Source organism: Variovorax soli, assembly GCF_031454625.1.
Lineage (GTDB): Bacteria > Pseudomonadota > Gammaproteobacteria > Burkholderiales > Burkholderiaceae_C > Variovorax > Variovorax soli_A.
In genome coordinates, this window is the sequence record NZ_JAVDRF010000005.1 from 58,665 (window position 1) to 75,944 (window position 17,280).

General features: G+C 67.8%; 19 protein-coding genes and 1 pseudogene. 10 read left to right on the forward strand and 10 right to left on the reverse strand.

Going from position 1 to position 17,280, the window contains the following annotated elements:
* Positions 1-44: 44 nt before the first annotated feature.
* Complete coding sequence (locus tag J2739_RS13065) at positions 45-284, forward strand: hypothetical protein (RefSeq protein WP_309902261.1); 240 nt, start codon at positions 45-47, stop codon at positions 282-284.
* 166 nt (positions 285-450) lie between these two features.
* On the forward strand, positions 451-738 hold the full coding sequence (locus tag J2739_RS13070; protein ID WP_309902263.1) for a hypothetical protein: 288 nt from the start codon (positions 451-453) through the stop codon (positions 736-738).
* A 12-nt stretch (positions 739-750) separates the two neighbouring features.
* Here J2739_RS13070 and J2739_RS13075 read toward each other — a convergent pair whose 3' ends face one another.
* The 9 genes and pseudogenes from J2739_RS13075 to J2739_RS13115 all read right to left on the reverse strand — a co-directional run bounded on the left by J2739_RS13075 (position 751) and on the right by J2739_RS13115 (position 9,084).
* Complete coding sequence (locus J2739_RS13075) at positions 751-2,151, reverse strand: serine hydrolase domain-containing protein (RefSeq protein ID WP_309902265.1); 1,401 nt, start codon at positions 2,149-2,151, stop codon at positions 751-753.
* 79 nt (positions 2,152-2,230) lie between these two features.
* A complete protein-coding gene (locus tag J2739_RS13080) occupies positions 2,231-3,202 on the reverse strand; it encodes a JmjC domain-containing protein (protein ID WP_309902266.1) in 972 nt (323 codons plus the stop codon).
* A gap of 142 nt (positions 3,203-3,344) precedes the next feature.
* On the reverse strand, positions 3,345-4,802 hold the full coding sequence (locus tag J2739_RS13085) for an NCS1 family nucleobase:cation symporter-1 (protein ID WP_309902267.1): 1,458 nt from the start codon (positions 4,800-4,802) through the stop codon (positions 3,345-3,347).
* Between the two features lie 115 nt (positions 4,803-4,917).
* A pseudogene (locus J2739_RS13090) lies at positions 4,918-5,682 on the reverse strand (cytochrome c biogenesis CcdA family protein); the annotation flags it as partial.
* Complete coding sequence (locus tag J2739_RS13095) at positions 5,679-6,977, reverse strand: ATP-binding protein (protein ID WP_309902269.1); 1,299 nt, start codon at positions 6,975-6,977, stop codon at positions 5,679-5,681. The pseudogene J2739_RS13090 and the gene J2739_RS13095, both read right to left, overlap by 4 nt.
* Positions 6,974-7,096, reverse strand: coding sequence for a hypothetical protein (locus J2739_RS13100; protein ID WP_309902271.1), 123 nt, complete (start codon positions 7,094-7,096; stop codon positions 6,974-6,976). The genes J2739_RS13095 and J2739_RS13100 overlap by 4 nt, the downstream gene beginning before the upstream one ends.
* A gap of 7 nt (positions 7,097-7,103) precedes the next feature.
* Complete coding sequence (locus J2739_RS13105; RefSeq protein ID WP_309902273.1) at positions 7,104-7,664, reverse strand: thioredoxin family protein; 561 nt, start codon at positions 7,662-7,664, stop codon at positions 7,104-7,106.
* Between the two features lie 198 nt (positions 7,665-7,862).
* Positions 7,863-8,603, reverse strand: a complete 741-nt coding sequence (locus tag J2739_RS13110; RefSeq protein WP_309902275.1) for a response regulator — start codon at positions 8,601-8,603, stop codon at positions 7,863-7,865.
* 88 nt (positions 8,604-8,691) lie between these two features.
* Positions 8,692-9,084, reverse strand: coding sequence for a hypothetical protein (locus J2739_RS13115; protein WP_309902277.1), 393 nt, complete (start codon positions 9,082-9,084; stop codon positions 8,692-8,694).
* A 153-nt stretch (positions 9,085-9,237) separates the two neighbouring features.
* Between J2739_RS13115 and J2739_RS13120 the strand changes: the two genes are divergently transcribed.
* From J2739_RS13120 to J2739_RS13155, 8 genes are all read left to right on the forward strand, one after another.
* Positions 9,238-9,723 carry a SixA phosphatase family protein gene (locus J2739_RS13120; RefSeq protein WP_309902279.1) on the forward strand — a complete coding sequence of 162 codons (486 nt, stop codon included), beginning with the start codon at positions 9,238-9,240 and terminating at the stop codon, positions 9,721-9,723.
* 227 nt (positions 9,724-9,950) lie between these two features.
* On the forward strand, positions 9,951-10,466 hold the full coding sequence (locus tag J2739_RS13125; protein ID WP_309902281.1) for a DUF1269 domain-containing protein: 516 nt from the start codon (positions 9,951-9,953) through the stop codon (positions 10,464-10,466).
* 38 nt (positions 10,467-10,504) lie between these two features.
* A complete protein-coding gene (locus J2739_RS13130; protein ID WP_309902283.1) occupies positions 10,505-11,641 on the forward strand; it encodes a cytochrome c oxidase subunit II in 1,137 nt (378 codons plus the stop codon).
* Between the two features lie 31 nt (positions 11,642-11,672).
* Entirely contained in the window at positions 11,673-13,445 is a 1,773-nt protein-coding gene (locus J2739_RS13135; RefSeq protein ID WP_309902285.1) for a cytochrome c oxidase subunit I, read from the forward strand.
* Positions 13,442-14,074, forward strand: a complete 633-nt coding sequence (locus J2739_RS13140; RefSeq protein ID WP_309902287.1) for a cytochrome c oxidase subunit 3 — start codon at positions 13,442-13,444, stop codon at positions 14,072-14,074. Before J2739_RS13135 ends, J2739_RS13140 begins: the two co-directional genes overlap by 4 nt.
* Positions 14,075-14,090: 16 nt before the next feature.
* Positions 14,091-14,798: a heme-copper oxidase subunit III family protein gene (locus J2739_RS13145; protein ID WP_309902289.1), complete on the forward strand. Its 708-nt coding sequence runs from the start codon at positions 14,091-14,093 to the stop codon at positions 14,796-14,798.
* A gap of 12 nt (positions 14,799-14,810) precedes the next feature.
* Positions 14,811-15,119, forward strand: a complete 309-nt coding sequence (locus tag J2739_RS13150; RefSeq protein WP_309902291.1) for a cytochrome C oxidase subunit IV family protein — start codon at positions 14,811-14,813, stop codon at positions 15,117-15,119.
* A gap of 96 nt (positions 15,120-15,215) precedes the next feature.
* Positions 15,216-15,560 carry a hypothetical protein gene (locus J2739_RS13155; protein WP_309902293.1) on the forward strand — a complete coding sequence of 115 codons (345 nt, stop codon included), beginning with the start codon at positions 15,216-15,218 and terminating at the stop codon, positions 15,558-15,560.
* A gap of 118 nt (positions 15,561-15,678) precedes the next feature.
* Here the strand turns inward: J2739_RS13155 and J2739_RS13160 are convergent, their stop codons facing one another.
* Positions 15,679-17,244, reverse strand: a complete 1,566-nt coding sequence (locus J2739_RS13160) for a cation:proton antiporter (RefSeq protein ID WP_309902295.1) — start codon at positions 17,242-17,244, stop codon at positions 15,679-15,681.
* Positions 17,245-17,280: the final 36 nt, after the last annotated feature.

The window sequence follows — 17,280 nt, forward strand, 5'->3', positions numbered from 1 at the left end:
TTAGTGTGTAGTGTTCTCCGAGCGTTGAAGCGATAGTCGCCTCGATGCCTCTCTCGCTCCTCCACCGGATCGCGCGCGAAAGCCTCCCCTTGATCCTCACGGAGGATGGTGAGTTCGAAGCTGTGAGCGTGCTGGTGCGCGCCGGCCATGTGGAAGCCACGATGCAGGTCGTGCTGCCCCCGTGGGCCGGGAGCCCGTTGCTCGGTGTCGTGGTGCACGGAGTCACCCGCCTGGGCTGGTCGACGCTCGCGGCTTCCGCACCTGGCTCCGGCCGTATCGCCTGAACAACGACCCATGAGCCGCCACGCGACTTACCTCACGCGCAGCCAAAGTTTTCACGACCAGCAAAGCTTCTTTACGCGGGCTTCAGCGACTCTTAAGGATCGCCTCGGAGACTGATTCCACAGCAACGGAAGAAGTCCCGAGCTCTACTGAAAGGATTCAAAGGCCATGAAGCGTTTTGCCGCACCGAAGCCCCTCACCCCCTCGCAGATCGAGCTGGTGCTCGAGCTGCTCGACCTGCGCCAGCTGGCACCGAAGGAGACCGCTGCGCGGTTCAATCAGCTGATTCAGGCCGGCACGTTCTCGGAGCCCCAGCAGGACGCCATCGAGATCCTCTTTGCGCTGGAGGAGGACGAGATTCCCGATGCGCTCTACGACTTCGTCGACGACGACGCCCGGCCCATCGTTCGCGATGCGCTGGCGCACGAGGCGCGCCTCAGCTTCGTGGCCGCCTGAGCGCGCGGCCGGTCACGAGGCTGCTGCCGTGCGGTAGCGCTGCCGCGCCTCGGCCACCATGGCCTCCTTCGGCAGCAACTGGGTGCCGCCGACCCATAGCTCGGCCGGATGTCCCTCGCGATCGCGCACCAGGCGGATCGATTGCCCGGGGCTGTTGTACGCGGAGGTCTTGGCAATGACGCCGTTGTCCTTGCCCGAGATGCGGAATTCCGTGGTGGCGGCGTCGAAGGGCACGCTCATCGCCGGCGCGACGTGGCAGACCACCTCGCCCATGGCGACCAGGTCGCTGGTGCCCCACAGGCTCCACCAGCGGCCGTTCCAGGCGGCCTGCTTGCGCCCCGGCGCCCCATGGCGCTGGAATGCGGAAAGAATGCCGTGGATGCCGTCCACCCACGCGTAGGACCAGCCATCCAGCGCATTGCAGAGCACCGTGATCGTGAAGCCCGACTCGGGGAAGCGCGAGGTGCGCGACACGAAGCCCTGCAGCCCCCCCGTGTGGCCGTACCACTCCTTCGGCCCCGCCCCGCTCATCATCGTGCCGTAGCCATAGTGCGATTCCAGCGTGCTGCACGGGTCGCGCCAGCGGCGATGCATCATCTCGCGCCGGCTGGCGGCGGACAGGATGCTTTTCCGGCTCTCGGGCGCCAGCTGCGCGAAGAAGCGGGCCACGTCGGCCGCCGTCGAGACAAAGCCGCCCGCGGGCGCGATGGCATGGCAGACGTTGTCGCCCGGCACGATCAGGCGCTGGCCGAAGGGGAATTCGGTGCTGTGCCCCTTGGCCAAGGGCGCTGACTTCGGCAGCTGCGGCATGTCGGGCACCGTCTCGCGCAGGCCGGCCGCCTCGATCACATGGCGCGCGATCCACGCCGAGTATTCGGTGCCGCTGATCTCCTCGATCATCAGCCCCAGCAGGCCGTAGCCGTGGTTGGAGTACTTGAGCTGAAGGCCGGGCGCGAGCGGCTGCTTCTTCGCCAGTTCGGCCCGCAGCTCGGCGCGGGAGAGGAAGGGCCGCCGATCCAGGAACTGCCCGCTGTCCGCGCCGTCGCGCACGACGCCGGCGCCGTGCGACAGCAGCTCGCCGACCCGTGCCTTGGTGAGCGCCTTGTGCAGGCCGCTCACATGGCGGCCGATCGGATCGTCGAGGCCAAGTTTGCCTTGCTCCCGCAGCAGCATCACGCCGCTGGCCGTGAAGGTCTTGGAGTGCGAGGCGATGCGAAAGCGGTGCCGGGGCGTGAGTGCTTCCCCGGTGCCCAGGTCGGCGGTCCCGAGGGCGAACTCCGCGACGAGCGCCTGCCCCTGCGCGATGGCGACGCTGCAGCCGACCTGCCGATGCCGCTCGAGCTGGAAGCCGAGCCAGGCGGGGATGTACTCGAGCGCAGCCTGGAGCCAGGCGGACTTGGCGTTCTTCTTCATGGGCGTCATCGCTCCGGAAAAAAGGGGTTGGGAGTGTAGTTCCCAGGGCCCCTTCGTCCGGATGAAGACGCCTGCAAGCTCAGTAGGAGCCGGGCGGCGGCGCGGTCGCCTGCTTGAATCGCCGTGCCGAGGGGCTGAGTGCGATCAGCTTCGAACGAACGGACCCGACCACCCCGCCCAGAGACGCCTTGATCGCATCGGTCCCCGGCGATTCGCCGGGGAAGCGGGGCGACCAGCCGCACCGGCGCATGAGCCGGTTGACCTGGTGCACGCGCGCGACCTTGCGCGTGACCGAGGTGTAGAAGGTCACGCCGACCGAGATCGAGACGCGATCGCCGGGACCGGTCCAGTCCGGGTCGGAGCGCGTCATGTGCGGCGAGGTGCTCGGGAAGTACACGCCGTCGCCCGGGCGCGCATGGATCTCCACGCTGTGGGCGCGGAAGTCTTCGCTGTAGCGGACCTTCCGCAGCGAATGCGTGACGATGAAGTCCTCCACCGCCTCGGCCGGCACGATGCGCCGGTCACGGTGGTCCCAGACGTTCATGATCTTGCGGCCGTGCAGCTGCAGCCAGAAGTTGTTCTCGCGGTCGATGTGGAAGGGCGTCACCGACGGCGGCGCCGAGATGAAGACGAAGCCGTTCACCCGGAACACGTCGGGCTGCTCCGACTCGACGCTGTCCTGCATGGTGCCGACCACCGCCCGCAACAGCGCCTGGTAGCGCGGGATGACTTCGATGTTGTAGAGCGCGACGGAGGAACTCGGTTCTTCCAGCCGCTCGAAGAACTCGTCGATGCTGCGGCCGCCCGGGTGGCGGCTGTCGTGTGCGATGACCGATGCCGGACTCAGCCCCGGTCGCATGAAGCGGCACTGCTCGAAGGGCGCGAGCTCCTTGCCCAGCTTGATCAACTCGGCGACCTGGAACAAGGGGTGTTCATGGAAGTTGTGATGCAGGGGTGTGATCCGGTGCGTCGAGAAGGCCGCTGGATCGTCGACCCAAAGGCGGTACGCGCCCGCACTGCGGGACGTGAAACTCTGGCTGCCATGGCGCATCGGAACCTCCCTCCAGCTCTAACGAGCCGTCACTTTCCGAGATGAAAACGATAGTACTAGGAGATTCCGGCGTGGCGATCGGTATTTGCCTGGGTTGCCATCTTCGGCGCGCGCGAATCCATCGGTCTTGCTCCCTCTCCCGTCAAGCCCGGACGGGCGCTATCGCGTGGCGCGGCCGCAGCGTCGCCATGACCAGGTACACGCCGCCACCGATGGCCACGCCGAAGAACCACCCATAGGTATTCCACCAACTCGGCAAAACGCTGGTGAAGTTGGGCAGGAAGGTCGAAAAGACGCTGCCGATGCCCGCAGCGACCAGCGCGTTGACGTTCCAGCCGCCTTCGTAGCGGTACTCGCCGTGCTCCTGGTAAAGCGCAGCGACGTTGACGTTTCGCTTGGCCACCAGGTAGTAGTCGACCAGGATGACTCCGAGCAGCGGCCCCATCGTCGCGCCGATGGCATTGACGAAGTGCGCGGCGTTGCCTTCCCACGGCGCGAACGGATACAGCGCCAGCGCGATGGCCGCCGCGATGTAGCCGCCCTTCTTGAAACTGATCTGCCTGGGAAACACGTTGGAAATGTCGAACGCCGCCGACACGAAGTTGGCCACGACGTTGATGCCCAGCGTGGCCACCGCGAAGGTCAGCGCGGCGATCAGTGCCAGCAGCCAGCTGTCGAACTTGGCGGAAATCTGCTCCGGGTGCAGCAGCACCTCGCCATACACCTTGAAGGCCGCGATGGTGGTGATGCCGGCGACCAGCGAGAAGGCAATCAGATTGACCGGCAGGCCCCACAGATTGCCCTTCTTCACCGCGTCCTTGTCCCTGGCGTAGCGCGAGAAGTCGCAGAAATTGAGGTACAGCGCCGCGAAGTAGGTGATCCAGGTCGCACCCACCGCCATCAGGGCCCAGAAAGAGCCCGGCTCGCCGCTCACGCCGGCGTCCTTGGTCTTTGCCAGCAGCACGTCCATCGGAATGCCGTGGTCGAAGGAGAAGCCGCCCGCCTTGACGCACAGGCCGATCGCCAGGATCAGCATCGCGATCCATACCGCGGGGCCGGCCCAGTCCTGGAACCTGCGCACCGTTTCCATGCCTTTCTGGATGATGAGCAGTTGAAGCGCCCAGATCAGCACGTAGCAGATCACTTCCAGTCCCGAATGGCCGAGGACCTGCGTGCTCTTGTGGAACGCGAGCATGCTGTCGCTGCGGATCAGCAAGGCGACCACCGCGCCTGACGCGGCCGCGGTCTGCGCGCCGTACCAGAAGCACGCCACCACGGCTCGCACCAGCGCCGCCAGGTTGGCGCCCCAAACGCCGAAGGATGCACGCGCCAGCACCGGGTACGGCACGCCGGTCTTTTCGCCGGCATAGCCGATCAGGTTCATGAGGAAGAAGATCACCAGCGAACTCAGCCCGATCGCGAGCAGGAAGTTGGTGAAGCTGCCGCACAGCAGGAACAGGCTGGCCGCGAGGTAGTAGCCCCACAGGCTGTGCACGTCCGAGGTCCACACGTTGAAGATGCTGAAGGAGCCCCAGTTGCGCACCTTGGCAGGTGCCAGGTCCTCGTTGTAGAGGCCGGGAGAAGGGTCGCGGATTTCCATCGCATGTGCCTCCTTGGTTGGCAGGACACAGGAATACCGCGCGCCGAAGCACCCGTCAAGCTTCTCGAGCTTGGTGCTGGGCGCTGCCCGGCAGCGGGACGGATGGCGCGTCGATGGCGGCATCGGGTCGCACGCGCGGCGACGAAGGTCCGGGGTGCCCGATCTTCTCCAGCAGCGTCTGCTCCAGCGCCGACGTGCTGGCGGAAGAGATCCGGCGGAGCACGCCGGTGTCCAGGCCCAGCGCAATGGCGACGACCCCGACCAGCACGGCCGCGCCAGCGGCACGCCGCACCCATTCGCCCGTGCGCAGCGACCCCTTCAGGGCCGAGAACACGCGTCCGCCGAAGAGCAGTGCGGCCGCCAGCGAGGTGCACGCGCCCGCGGCATAGGCCAGCAGCAGCAGCGAGGTGCCGGCGCCGGCGCCGTTGAGGGCGGCGGTCGTCAGGATCAGGCCGAGGATCGGCCCTGCGCAAGGCGCCCACAGCAGGCCCGTGCCGATGCCCAGCAGGAGCGGCGACAGGAGCGAAGGGCGCGCGGACGAGGGCGTCGCGCCCGGCGCCGACAGCCGCATGCCGAGGGCGACGAAAGGCCGGCTCATGCGATCGGTCCAGGCGGGCAGCAGCAGCGCCAGGCCGAACAGGCCGAGCAGGGCCATCGCAGCGTAGCGCCCGTACTCGTTGAGCGCCACCACCCAACCGCCGCCCACCGCGGCGAGCGTGGCGATGCCGGCAAATGCAAAGGCCATGCCCAGCAGCATCGGCAGGCCATGCGAGCGGAACGGGCGGTCGGCGCGCGCGAAGACGAAGGGGAGCACCGGCAGGATGCAGGGGCTCAGGATGGTGAGAATGCCGCCCACGTAGGCGATCGCGATGATGATCATGGTGCGAGATCCTGTTGGAGCGTCAGGGCGATCCGGGCTTCCAGGCCGCCTTCGGCGCGGTTGTGCAGGCTCAGCTGCGCGCCCATCGCGGTGGCGAGCTGGTGCGCGATGGCCAGCCCGAGGCCGGTGCCGCCCGTGCTCCGGTTGCGCGAGCTTTCGACCCGGTAGAACGGCTTGAGAACGGCTTCGAGCTGATCGGGCGGGATGCCCGGGCCGTTGTCGGTGACCGCGACCACCAGCCGATCCGCTTCGACACGCACCCGCATGCGCACCTCGCTGCCGAACTTCAGCGCGTTGTCGACCAGGTTCACGACGATCCGGCGCAGCGCATTCGGACGCGTCACGATGGGCGCGCCGATGCGCCCCTCCAGCAGCACCTGCTGGCCAGCGTCCTCGTAGTCGGCGACCATGCTCTCGAGCAGCGCATCGGCATCGACGCGGCAGGGCGGCTCCGTGGCGCCGTGCAGCGTCTTCGCGTACGTGACGCCTTCCCTGACCAGCGCATGCATCGCGTCGAGGTCCTGCCGGAACTTCAGCTGGTCCTTCTCGTTGTCCATCATTTCGGTGCGCAGCCGCATGCGGGTGATGGGGGTCTGGAGGTCGTGGGAGATGGCGGCCAGGATCTCCACGCGTTCCGCCATGTAGCCTGCGATCCTTCGCTGCATGGCGTTGAACGCGCGTGCCGCGTGCGCGACTTCGCTGGGGCCCTCTTCCGCGAGCTCCCGGCCTTTGAGGTCCGGCCCCAGTTCGTCCGCGGCCTCGGCGAGCCGGGCCAGCGGCCGCGTGACGAGGCGGACCGCGAACCAGGCGCAGAGGCCGAGCACCGCGAGCTGCAGCACGAGCACCCACAGGACCCAGTTCGACACCGGAATGCCCACCCGGCGCGCATGGACCACCACGGTACTGCCGTCGCGCATCTTCACCTGGACCTGCAGGTCGTCCGGGGCGGCCTGCGCCACCTTCACGACTGCGAAGGGGCGCAGCGCGTCCACGATGGCGGTGGCGAACTCCTGCGACGTCCCCGGCTGCGGCTGCGGGCCCGCGACCTCTCCGCCGAGCATGAAGCGGTAGTTGCGCCGCTCCAGCCGGGGCAGCCAGGCTTCGCGCTCGGCGGCGGGCAGGCGGTCCAGGATGGCGATCGAACTCGCGATATCGCGTTCGATCCCGCTCATCATCAGCTCGCGAAGCGCAATGCCGCGCTCGTAGCGGATCGCCGCGAAGGTCAGCAACTGCGCGATCGCAAGGCCCACGACCATGATGAGCGTCACGCGGGCGAACAGGGAGCGAGGGGTCATGGACGGCGCTCCGGCCGGGTCACCCGGCGCGATGCGATGAGGGGGCAGTTCAGCGGATGGCGGACTTCGTGGGCGAAGCCGCCGGCGAAGAACCACAGGGCCAGCCAGAGCTTGTTCATGTCGCGCTCAGGACCCTGCGGGCGCCGGTTCCGCCAGCAGGGCCTGGATCTTTTTCTCGGTCAGGTCGTAACTGCCCTCCCCGAAGTGCGAGTAGACGATGCGGCCCTGCTTGTCGATCAGGTAGACGGCCGGCCAGTACTGGTTGCCGAAGGCCTTCCAGGTCGCGTAGTTGTTGTCCTGCGCGACGGCGTGCCGGATGCCCAGTTTCCTGATCGCCTCCTGCACGTTCCGGGTGGACTTCTCGTAGGCGAACTCTGGCGTGTGCACGCCGACCACGACCAGGCCGCGGTCCTTGTACCTGGCGTGCCAGTCCTGGACGTAGGGCAGGTGGTTCAGGCAGTTGATGCAGGTGTAGGTCCAGAAATCGACGAGGACCACCTTGCCGCGCAGCGTTTCCAGTTTCAGGGGCTCGGTGTTGAGCCACTTCTCGATCTCCCGGAACTCGGGCGCCGGCTGCTGTCCGGCCACCGCGATGGTGCCGCCCTGAGGAGGGCCGGCGAAGGTGAGCGCTGCAAACGAGGCCGCGAGGGCCACGGCGAAGAGCGAAGCGCTGAGGCGGATGTTCATGGTGTCGGACTCCTGGGTGTCGAGATGAGCCGCATCTTCAACCCTGGCGCCCCGATTTCCACGAAAGGGGTACGCCTCTGTATCGCCGCACAAAGTCGACACACTACGTTGCACAACGCAGGGCAATGGCCGGCTGGCAAAGCGTCTTCGCGCGGCGATCGCATGCGCTGGGCCGGCGCGCGGCAGGCAGGCCGCGTCTCAGTCCCGCGCCTCGACCGTCGACGAAAAGACGTACCCCTCGCTGCGCACGGTCTTGATGTAGCGGGGCTCGCGCGCATCGTCGCGCAGGCGCTGGCGCAGCCGGCTGACCAGCAAGTCGATCGAACGCTCGAACAGCTCCGCTTCCCGGCCCTGGCTCAGGCTCAGCAGCTGGTCGCGGGTCAGCACCTTTTGCGGATGGTCGAGAAAGATCCGCAGGAGCCGGTACTCGGCGCCGCTGAGGGCCACCATCACGCCGCTCTCGTCGACCAGGTGGCGCGCGGTGGTGTCGACCTGCCATTCGCCGAAGGCGAGGCGGGTGGCGCCCTCGGTCGATCGCATGTTCGGCGGCAGCATCCGCGTGCGGCGCAGAACCGCGCGCAAGCGTGCGAGCAACTCCCGTGGCGCGAAGGGCTTGGCCAGGTAGTCGTCGGCGCCCATCTCCAGCCCGAGGATGCGGTCGGCCTCCTCGTTGCGCGCGGTCAGCATCAGGATGGGCGTCGTCTTGTACTTGCCCGAACGCAGGTCGCGGCAGAGCGACAGGCCGTCTTCTCCCGGCAACATCAGGTCGAGGATGATCAGGTCGAAGGGCCCCGACGCCTCCAGCGCCGCCCGCATGTGGCGGCCCGTGGGCACCGCGGCGACGCGCAGGCCGTTCTTGACCAGGTACGTGGTCAGCAGTTCGCGGATCTCCCGGTCGTCGTCGACGATGAGGATGTGGTCGGTGCTCTTGGCGTTCATGGCGGCGCGGCTTTGCAGGGCTCGAGTGCAGCCGCAAATGTAGCGCCGCATCGGAGCAAGCCTGCGCGCAGGGAAGGCTTCGATGCCGTCAGGCCAGGGGCGGGGGCGGATGGCCTTCTTGCCGGCGGAATGCGCTTGCCGCCGACTGCAGTTCCGGCACGAAAGTGAGGAGCCGGCGCGTGAGCCAATACAGGTTCGAGGCATCGATGGGGTCCGGCAGGCGCAGGGTCTTGATCAGCCGCTGCGCGCGCTCCCCCAGGCCGATGGCTATGAGCGGCTCGAGGACCGCCGCCAGATCGCTCCTGACCAGCTCGTCCACCAGATCGTGCTCATCCAGGCTGTGCCAGATGGCCTGGACTGCGCGCTCGCACAGATCGGCCTCAGAGAGCGGCGCCAATGCTTCGGGGTAGCCCAATGCGCTCAAAGGCATCGGGTGCATGCTGCGGGTTTCGCTGGACGCGAGGGTTTTTCTTGAAGGCATCGGCGGCTCCTTCCAGGCAGACACGATACGCCGCGGCGAACTGAAGGGCAATCCACGACCGCCCGCTGCAACTGGTGCTCCCTTCCGATTGACAGCCGGTGACGAGTTCGTAGATTCGGGGCGTGCTGCCGATCCGGCAGAAAGGCTTGCGCGATGAAAACCCTGTTCCTGGTGCGACACGCGAAATCGAGCCGCGACGATCCGTCCTTGCCCGACCGGGAGCGCCCGTTGAACGACCGCGGCCTGCACGACGCGTCCATGATGGGCCAGCGCCTGAACAAGAGCGGGGCGAAGCCCGATCAGCTCGTATCGAGCCCCGCGCTGCGAGCGCTGACGACGGCGCAGCTCATCGCGGACGAGATCGGCTACCGGCGCCGGGACATCGTGATCGACGACAGGCTCTACGCGTCCAGTCCGGAGCGTCTGCTTGCCGTCATTCGCGCGCTCGACGAGGCGTGTGGCCGGGTGATGCTCTTCGGCCATAACCCGGAGTTCGCCGAGCTTGCGCACCGGCTCGCGCCGGAGATCACCGGCATGCCGACCTGCGCCGTCGCGGAGATCGGCTTCGACACCGATGCATGGACGGACATCGGCGTGCTCGACGCTGCGAAGGTGACGCTCGATACGCCGAAGCGCTGAGTCGATTGCGCATGACGCGCTCCAGGACCGCATGGTGGAGTCCGCAGGCGTGCAGCGAGGAGGCCCCGCCCGCTGCGACGGCGCGCCGGGCATCATCGCCGCGCCGGGCTTCCGGGCGGGTCGTTCGGCTGATTGGGCGGCGAGTACTCTTGATAACCCTTTCGCGCTGACATATAAGGGTTGCGTGGTTTCCTTGTTACGTCCTCAAGACGGCAAAGGAGGGCGCCATGAAAAGACGCATTTACTGGCTGATCCCCGACGTGGCGAGCGCCCGGCGGGTGATGGATGACCTGGTGCAGGCGCAGGTCGATCCCGCGCACATCCATTTCGCGGGCCCCGAAGGCGCGGACATGCGCGGGCTTCATGCGGCCAACATCTGGCAGACCTCGGACCTGGTACACGCCGCCGAAAGCGGCCTGGTGATCGGCAGCGTGGTGGGCGTGGTCGCCGGCATGGTGGCCGCGCTGCTGTTCCCCATCGTGGGCGACTCGCCGCAATGGGAGGTGGCGGTGGCGCTGGCGGTGCTCGGCGGCCTGTTCGGCGCCTGGTCCTCCAGCATGATCGGCATCTCCATTCCCAGCCCGCGGCTGGCGCGCTTCCAGAGCGCGATCGCCTCCGGCCGGGTGCTGCTGATGGTCGACCTGCCGCGCGCACGCGTGGCAGACATCGGCGCGCTGCTCGAGCGCGACCATCCCGAGGCCCGCTTCGCCGGCGAGGAGCGGCAGGTCCCGGCCTTTCCCTGAAACGCGCATGAGCGGCGCATGGACGAAAGGGCCCGCACATGATCATGGCTGTCGTGCTGGCGCTCATCGTCGTCGGGTCGGTGCTGTTCCATTTGCTCAATCCCTGGTGGCTCACGCCGTTGGCGTCCAACTGGAAGACCATGGACGACACCCTGACCATCACGCTGATCATCACGGGGATCTTCTTCGTCGGCATCAACCTGTTCGTGGTGTACGCGCTGCTGCGCTACCGCCACCGCCCGGGCCGCCCGGGCGTGGCCCATGAACCCGAGAGCAAGTCGCTGGAGCGCTGGCTGCTGGGCATCACCACCGTCGGCATCATGGCGCTGCTGGCGCCCGGCCTGGTCGTCTATGCCAACTATGTGAAGCCGCCGCAGGATGCGGTGGTACTGGAGGTGCTGGGCCAGCAGTGGCAGTGGCGCTTCCGGATGCCCGGTGCCGACGGCAAGCTGGGCCTGAGCGAGACGCGCCATGTCAGCCCGACCAATCCCTTCGGCCTCGACCCGGCCGACCCGGCGGGGCAGGACGACATCCTCATCGCCGAGCAGGAGGTCCACCTGGCGCTGGGCAAGCCGGTGCACGTGATCCTGCGCTCGCAGGACGTCCTGCACGACTTCTACGTGCCGCCCTTCCGCGCCCGCATGAACATGGTGCCGGGGCAGATCAGCACCTTCTGGTTCACGCCCACCAAGGCCGGGCGTTTCGAGGCGATGTGCGCGCAGCTGTGCGGCGTGGGCCACCCGAACATGCGCGCCGTCGTGGTGGTGGAGGACGCTGCCGCCTACCAGGCCTGGCTGAAGGACAAGGAGACCTTCGCGGTGACGCAACGGCCGCCGACCGGCGAGGGCGGGCAGGTCGCGCAGGGCCGCGCCCTGGCCAATGCCAAGGGCTGCGCGGCCTGCCATTCGGTCGACGGCAGCACCCGCGTGGGCCCGACGTGGAAGGGCCTGTTCGGCAAGACCGAGACCATGAGCGACGGCTCCACCGCGCTGGTGGACGACGCCTACCTCGGTGCCTTCATCCGCGACCCGCAGACGCGCACCGTCAAGGGCTTCGCGCCGGTGATGCCGAAGATTCCCCTGACCGAGGAAGAGCTGTCGGCGCTGGTGGCCTACATCAAGAGCCTGGGCCCCGCGCCGCCGCCGGCCGCGCCGCAACAGAAGGCGCAGCGATGAGCGCCGCGCCGCACGAGGAGTGAAGGAAGCCATGTCCAGCATCGTCGTTCCCGTCCCCCACCATGAAGCGAAGAGCTTCTGGACCCGCTACGTCTGGAGCCAGGACCACAAGGTGATCGCGGTCCAGTACGCCTGCACCGCCATCACGGTGGGCGTGATCGGCGTGGTGCTGTCGAACCTGATGCGGCTGCAGCTGGGCTACCCCGGCACCTTCCAGTTCATCACCCCCGAGCGCTACTACCAGTTCGTCACCATGCACGGGATGATCATGGTGATCTACCTGCTCACCGCGCTCTTCCTCGGCGGCTTCGGCAACTACCTGATCCCGCTGATGGTGGGGGCGCGCGACATGGTGTTCCCCTACCTCAACATGCTGAGCTTCTGGGTCTACCTGCTGTCGGTGCTGGTGCTGATGACGAGCTTCTTCGTGACCGGCGGGCCCACCGGCGCGGGCTGGACGCTCTACCCGCCGCAGTCGATCCTGCCCGGCACGCCGGGGCACGAGGCCGGCATCGTGCTGATGCTGGTCTCGCTGCTGATCTTCATCGTCGCCACCACCATGGGCGGCCTCAACTACGTGACCACCGTGCTGCAGGCGCGCTGCCAGGGCATGACCCTGCTGCGCATGCCGCTGTCGGTGTGGGGCATCTTCGTGGCCACCATCCTGGCGCTGCTGGGCTTCCCTGCGCTCTTCGTCAGCGGCGTGATGCTGCTGCTGGACCGCTCGCTGGGCACCAGCTTCTTCATGCCGGCACTGTTGTCGCTGGGGCAGGCGACCCAGTACAAGGGCGGCAGCCCGCTGCTGTTCCAGCACCTGTTCTGGTTCTTCGGCCATCCGGAGGTCTACATCGTGGCGCTGCCGGCCTTCGGCCTCGTGTCCGACCTGATCAGCGTGCATGCGCGCAAGCGCATCTTCGGCTACCGAATGATGGTCTGGGCCATCGTGGCGATCGGCGGCCTCAGCCTGGTGGTGTGGGCCCACCACATGTTCGTGGCGGGCATGAACCCGTACTTCGCCTTCTTCTTCGCCACCACCACCCTGATCATCGCGGTGCCCACCGCCATCAAGGTCTACAACTGGCTGCTGACGCTGTGGCGCGGCGATATCCACCTGTCGGTGCCGATGCTGTTCTCGCTGGCCTTCATCTGCACCTTCGCGATCGGCGGGCTGACGGGGCTCTTCCTCGGCAACGTGAGCGTCGACATCCCGCTGTCGGGCACCTACTTCGTGGTGGCGCATTTCCACATGGTCATGGGCGTGGCGCCGCTGCTGGTGGTGTTCGGCGGCATCTACCACTGGTACCCGAAGGTCACGGGTCGCATGCTGGACGACCGGCTGGGCCAGCTGCATTTCTGGATCACCTTCATCGGCACCTACCTCATCTATTTCCCGATGCACTACCTCGGCCTGCTGGGCATGCCGCGGCGCTACTACAACTTCGACCAGTACCAGTTCATCCCGCCCTCGGCCTTCAGCCTCAATGCCTTCATCACGGTGGTGGCGCTGGCCGTCGGGATGGCGCAGCTGCTGTTCATCTTCAACCTGGCCTGGAGCCTGCGGCACGGGCGGCTGGCGGGCGGCAACCCGTGGCGCGCCGCCTCGCTCGAATGGCAGACCCCGCAGACGCCGCCGGTGCACGGCAACTGGGGGCCGACGCTGCCGGTGGTCTACCGCGGCGCGTATGCCTACGGGGTGCCGGGCGCGCGCGAGGACTACATCCCGCAGAACGCGCCGCCCGAGGCCGGCGGGCTGGAGGAGGAGCCGGAGTCCGGCAAGGGCGGGACCAGGGGGACCACGGCATGAACACCAGCGCCGCGCTTCGCCACGGCTACGGCGGCCCGCGTCCGGACCCGCTCGCCGCGGCGTCGTCGGCGAGCCTCGGCCTGTGGGTGTTCATGGGCATGGCGACGGTGCTGTTCGGGCTGTTCGTCACGGCCTACGTGATGCGCATGAGCGGCGAGGATGCGGTCGCGATCGCGCTGCCCTGGCAGTTGGGGCTCAGCACGGCGCTGCTCGCGAGCAGCAGCGCGGCGCTGCAGGCCTCCGCCTCGGCAGCGCGCGGCGTCGCGGTGCGCCGCACCCGCCGGCTGCTGCTGACGGGCGGCCTGTGCGCGCTGGCCTTCCTGCTGGTGCAACTGTGGGCCTGGCGGGCGCTGCTGTCGGCGCAGGTCATGCCCGCGGGCAATCCGGGCGGCAGCTTCTTCTACCTGCTGACGGCGGTGCATGGGCTGCATGTGGCCGGCGGCCTCGCCGCCTGGGGCTGGACGGCGCGCGCCGCCTGGCATCCCACGGCCGACCTGGTCGGGTTGGGCTGGCGCATCGCGCTGTGCGCGCGCTACTGGCACTTCCTGCTGGCGGTGTGGGTGGTGCTCTTCGCCATGCTCGGCTGGCTGACGCCCGAGGTCGCGCGATTCATCTGCGGCACCGATTGAACGAGGAACCCCACGCATGAACACCGCCGCCGTCCCTCCGATCGCACCACCCATCCTGGCGCCCGCCGCCACTGTCTCCGGCTGGCGCGGGCTGATCGCCGACTGGTCCTCCGACCGCGAAGCCTTCCACGTCTCGTGGGGCAAGGCGATGATGTGGATCTTCCTGCTGAGCGACACCTTCATCTTCAGCTGCTTCCTCACCGGCTACATGACGGTGCGCGTTTCCACCACCGTGCCCTGGCCCAATCCCAGCGAGGTGTTCGGGCTCCATGTGGGCGGCGCCGACGTGCCGCTGCTGCTGATCGCGATCATGACCTTCGTCCTCATCAGCAGCAGCGGGACGATGGCGATGGCGGTGAACTTCGCCTACCGCCGCGACCGGGCGAACGCCGCGGCGCTGATCCTGGTGACCGCGATGTTCGGCGAGATGTTCGTCGGCATGCAGGCCTTCGAGTGGTCCAAGCTGATCATGCAGGAGGGCGTGCGGCCCTGGGGCAATCCGATGGGCGCGGCGCAGTTCGGCTCGGCCTTCTTCATGATCACCGGCTTCCACGGGCTGCACGTGTCCTGCGGGGTGGTGTACCTGCTGACCGTCGCCTTCAAGCTGATTCGCGGCGACTACGAGCAAAGCGGCAACTACCAGATCGTCGAGATCGCCGGGCTCTACTGGCACTTCGTCGACCTGGTCTGGGTTTTCATCTTCGCGCTGTTCTATCTCTGGTGAGGAAACAAGACCATGAATCCCGGCCAGCAACATCCGATCAGCCTCTACCTGAAGATCTGGGGGCTGCTGTTCGTGCTCAGCACGATGTCGTACCTGGTGGACTACCTGCACATCCAGGGTTACCTGCGCTGGGGGCTGATCATCCTCTTCATGCTGCTGAAGGCCGGCCTCATCGTCTCCGTCTTCATGCACATGGCATGGGAGCGGCTGTCGCTGGTCTATGCCATCCTGCTGCCGCCGCTGGCGCTGCTGGTGCTGGTCTGGCTGATGGCCGCGGAGGCCGGGCATACCCTGTTCACGCGATTGCTCTTCTTCCACTGAGGCAGCGGGCTCCCCTAAGCGAGGGATTCGCGCGGCGGTCGGAGATCTCTAGACTGCCCTGACGCGATGAACACGCGCAATCGAAGGGAGTCAGTCATGGCATCACCACTGTTGCTTGGCGCCGCTGCGGCGGCGCTGGTCCTGATGGCGGCCGCGTCGCCAGCGCCGGCACAGGCGCCGGCGCCAGACCGGCCGCACCTGGCCTCCGCCAGCATCGAGGCGCTCCAGCGCACGTACCTCGAATGCGACCACATCGCGACCCGCACCTTGCTCGACCTCGCCAGCGCCGCGCATTGCTCGATGGTGGCGGAGGAGCTCAAGCAGCGCGTCTTCGGTGGCGATTTCGAGCAACTGCTTGCCTGGTGGCGCGCCAACAGGTGGCGCGGCGAGGAAGCGGTCTCGGACGCGCAGACGCACGATCACGGTGACGATGTTCCCTGAGACCTGCGGTCGATTGCCATCCCCTGTTGGATGAGCGGCTGCGACGGGTCCGGCCGTCGGCAACGAGCGGCCTCGAGGACACGCCGCAGCGGCGAGCACAGGTTTATTGGCGCCTTCTTCAATCCCGTCTGCCGCCGCCGGCACTCAGCTCGGCCCAGTCGAGCTCCTGCACCAGCACGCGATAGGCGTCGTCGCCGATCACGTCGTCGCGCCGCATCTCGAACGCGCGCTGCCGCGCGACCGCAATCGCGCGGCGCCGCAGCGGTCCGCCCGGCACCTCGTCGAGCGGTGCATTGCCCGTGTGGCCGGTGTTCAGCGCGATGACGGCGCCGTATTCTTTGCGCAGCAGCTTCCCGGAGAGCGAGTCGTCGTCCTTGATGGCGTCGAGCAGCGCACGGTACGCATGCGTGCGGCCCAGCCGGACCTCTCGGCCGACCGGATCATCGTCGACCAGGCCCATGCGCCGGATCAGCGGCTTCATCGTCAGGCCCTGCAGCACCAGCGTGCCGAGCACCACCGTGAAGGCGCAAAGCAGGATCAGGTCGCGGTAGGGGAAGGGCGCTCCGCTCGGCAGCGTCTCGGGAATCGCGAAGGCCGCGGCCAGCGTGACGATGCCGCGCATGCCCGCCCACGAGAGCACGATGGCGTTGCCGGCTTTCGGCCGCGGATCTGCGCTCTCGGCGCCGGCGCTGTGAAGCCGGCGCTTCAGGGTGTGATAGCTCATTACCCACGCGAAGCGCGCCGCGATCGTGACGCCGAGCACCACCGCTGCGGTGACGACCGCCTCGGCCCGCGCACCGCCGGCGTCGAGCCGCTCCCAGATCGGCCGCAACTGCAGCCCGATCAGCACGAAGGCGAACGCGTTCAGCACGAAGACCACCGCCTCCCACACCGCGAAGATCGGCACGCGCATGCGCGCCGGCATCTGCGGGCCGCTGCGGCGCGCGATCGTCATCGCATACGCGACGAGGGTCAGGATGCCGGACAGCCCGATGGCTTCCGCCGCGATCCACACGCCGAAGGTCGAGGCGAACTGCACGATGAGCGCGATCGGCACCTCGCGCAGACCGCTCGTCAATGGCCGCAAGGCATAGGCGCAGCCCACGCCCGCCGCAAGACTGCCGAAGACCGTCAGCAGGAACACCGGCGCGAAGCTGGCGAAGCCGAGAGGTCCGGCCATCGCGGCCATGATGGCCAGCCGGTAGATGAGCAGCGCGCTTGCGTCGTTCAGCAGGCTTTCGCCTTCGATGATCTTCAGGAGCTTGTGCGGCAGCTTCATCTGCCGCATCACCGCGGTCGCGGCAGCCGCATCCGGCGGCGCGACGATCGCACCCAGCGCGATCGCGATGGGCCATGGCATGCCGGGCACCAGCCAGCGCGCCGCGAGCGCGACCGCAATGACCGTCGTGCCGACCGCGGCGACGACCAGCCCGGTGACCGGCCGCCAGTTCGCCCGCAGGTCCCGCAGCGAGGTGTCGTAGGCGGCGTCCAGCAGCACGGGCGCGACGAAGAGCGCCAGCGCGAGATGCGGATCGAGGGTCCATTTCGGGCTGGCCGGCACGAAGGCGAGCAATGCGCCGCCGAGCGCAAGGAAGGTCGGATACGGCGCGCCGACCCGGATCGCCAGCGCGGCGAGCAACGCTGCGCCGAGCAGCAGCACGATGATCCATTCGAATGTGGCCATGTGGGGAAGGGGACCTTGAGCTTGATGACAGCGGGA

What these genes read in the sequence shown, in the direction of transcription:
- J2739_RS13065 (WP_309902261.1), top strand. Translation starts at nt 45, where the DNA reads ATGCCTCTCTCGCTCCTCCACCGGATCGCGCGCGAAAGCCTCCCCTTG.
- J2739_RS13070 (WP_309902263.1), top strand. Translation starts at nt 451, where the DNA reads ATGAAGCGTTTTGCCGCACCGAAGCCCCTCACCCCCTCGCAGATCGAG.
- J2739_RS13075 (WP_309902265.1), bottom strand. Translation starts at nt 2,151, where the DNA reads ATGAAGAAGAACGCCAAGTCCGCCTGGCTCCAGGCTGCGCTCGAGTAC.
- J2739_RS13080 (WP_309902266.1), bottom strand. Translation starts at nt 3,202, where the DNA reads ATGCGCCATGGCAGCCAGAGTTTCACGTCCCGCAGTGCGGGCGCGTAC.
- J2739_RS13085 (WP_309902267.1), bottom strand. Translation starts at nt 4,802, where the DNA reads ATGGAAATCCGCGACCCTTCTCCCGGCCTCTACAACGAGGACCTGGCA.
- J2739_RS13095 (WP_309902269.1), bottom strand. Translation starts at nt 6,977, where the DNA reads ATGACCCCTCGCTCCCTGTTCGCCCGCGTGACGCTCATCATGGTCGTG.
- J2739_RS13100 (WP_309902271.1), bottom strand. Translation starts at nt 7,096, where the DNA reads ATGAACAAGCTCTGGCTGGCCCTGTGGTTCTTCGCCGGCGGCTTCGCC.
- J2739_RS13105 (WP_309902273.1), bottom strand. Translation starts at nt 7,664, where the DNA reads ATGAACATCCGCCTCAGCGCTTCGCTCTTCGCCGTGGCCCTCGCGGCC.
- J2739_RS13110 (WP_309902275.1), bottom strand. Translation starts at nt 8,603, where the DNA reads ATGAACGCCAAGAGCACCGACCACATCCTCATCGTCGACGACGACCGG.
- J2739_RS13115 (WP_309902277.1), bottom strand. Translation starts at nt 9,084, where the DNA reads ATGCCTTCAAGAAAAACCCTCGCGTCCAGCGAAACCCGCAGCATGCAC.
- J2739_RS13120 (WP_309902279.1), top strand. Translation starts at nt 9,238, where the DNA reads ATGAAAACCCTGTTCCTGGTGCGACACGCGAAATCGAGCCGCGACGAT.
- J2739_RS13125 (WP_309902281.1), top strand. Translation starts at nt 9,951, where the DNA reads ATGAAAAGACGCATTTACTGGCTGATCCCCGACGTGGCGAGCGCCCGG.
- J2739_RS13130 (WP_309902283.1), top strand. Translation starts at nt 10,505, where the DNA reads ATGATCATGGCTGTCGTGCTGGCGCTCATCGTCGTCGGGTCGGTGCTG.
- J2739_RS13135 (WP_309902285.1), top strand. Translation starts at nt 11,673, where the DNA reads ATGTCCAGCATCGTCGTTCCCGTCCCCCACCATGAAGCGAAGAGCTTC.
- J2739_RS13140 (WP_309902287.1), top strand. Translation starts at nt 13,442, where the DNA reads ATGAACACCAGCGCCGCGCTTCGCCACGGCTACGGCGGCCCGCGTCCG.
- J2739_RS13145 (WP_309902289.1), top strand. Translation starts at nt 14,091, where the DNA reads ATGAACACCGCCGCCGTCCCTCCGATCGCACCACCCATCCTGGCGCCC.
- J2739_RS13150 (WP_309902291.1), top strand. Translation starts at nt 14,811, where the DNA reads ATGAATCCCGGCCAGCAACATCCGATCAGCCTCTACCTGAAGATCTGG.
- J2739_RS13155 (WP_309902293.1), top strand. Translation starts at nt 15,216, where the DNA reads ATGGCATCACCACTGTTGCTTGGCGCCGCTGCGGCGGCGCTGGTCCTG.
- J2739_RS13160 (WP_309902295.1), bottom strand. Translation starts at nt 17,244, where the DNA reads ATGGCCACATTCGAATGGATCATCGTGCTGCTGCTCGGCGCAGCGTTG.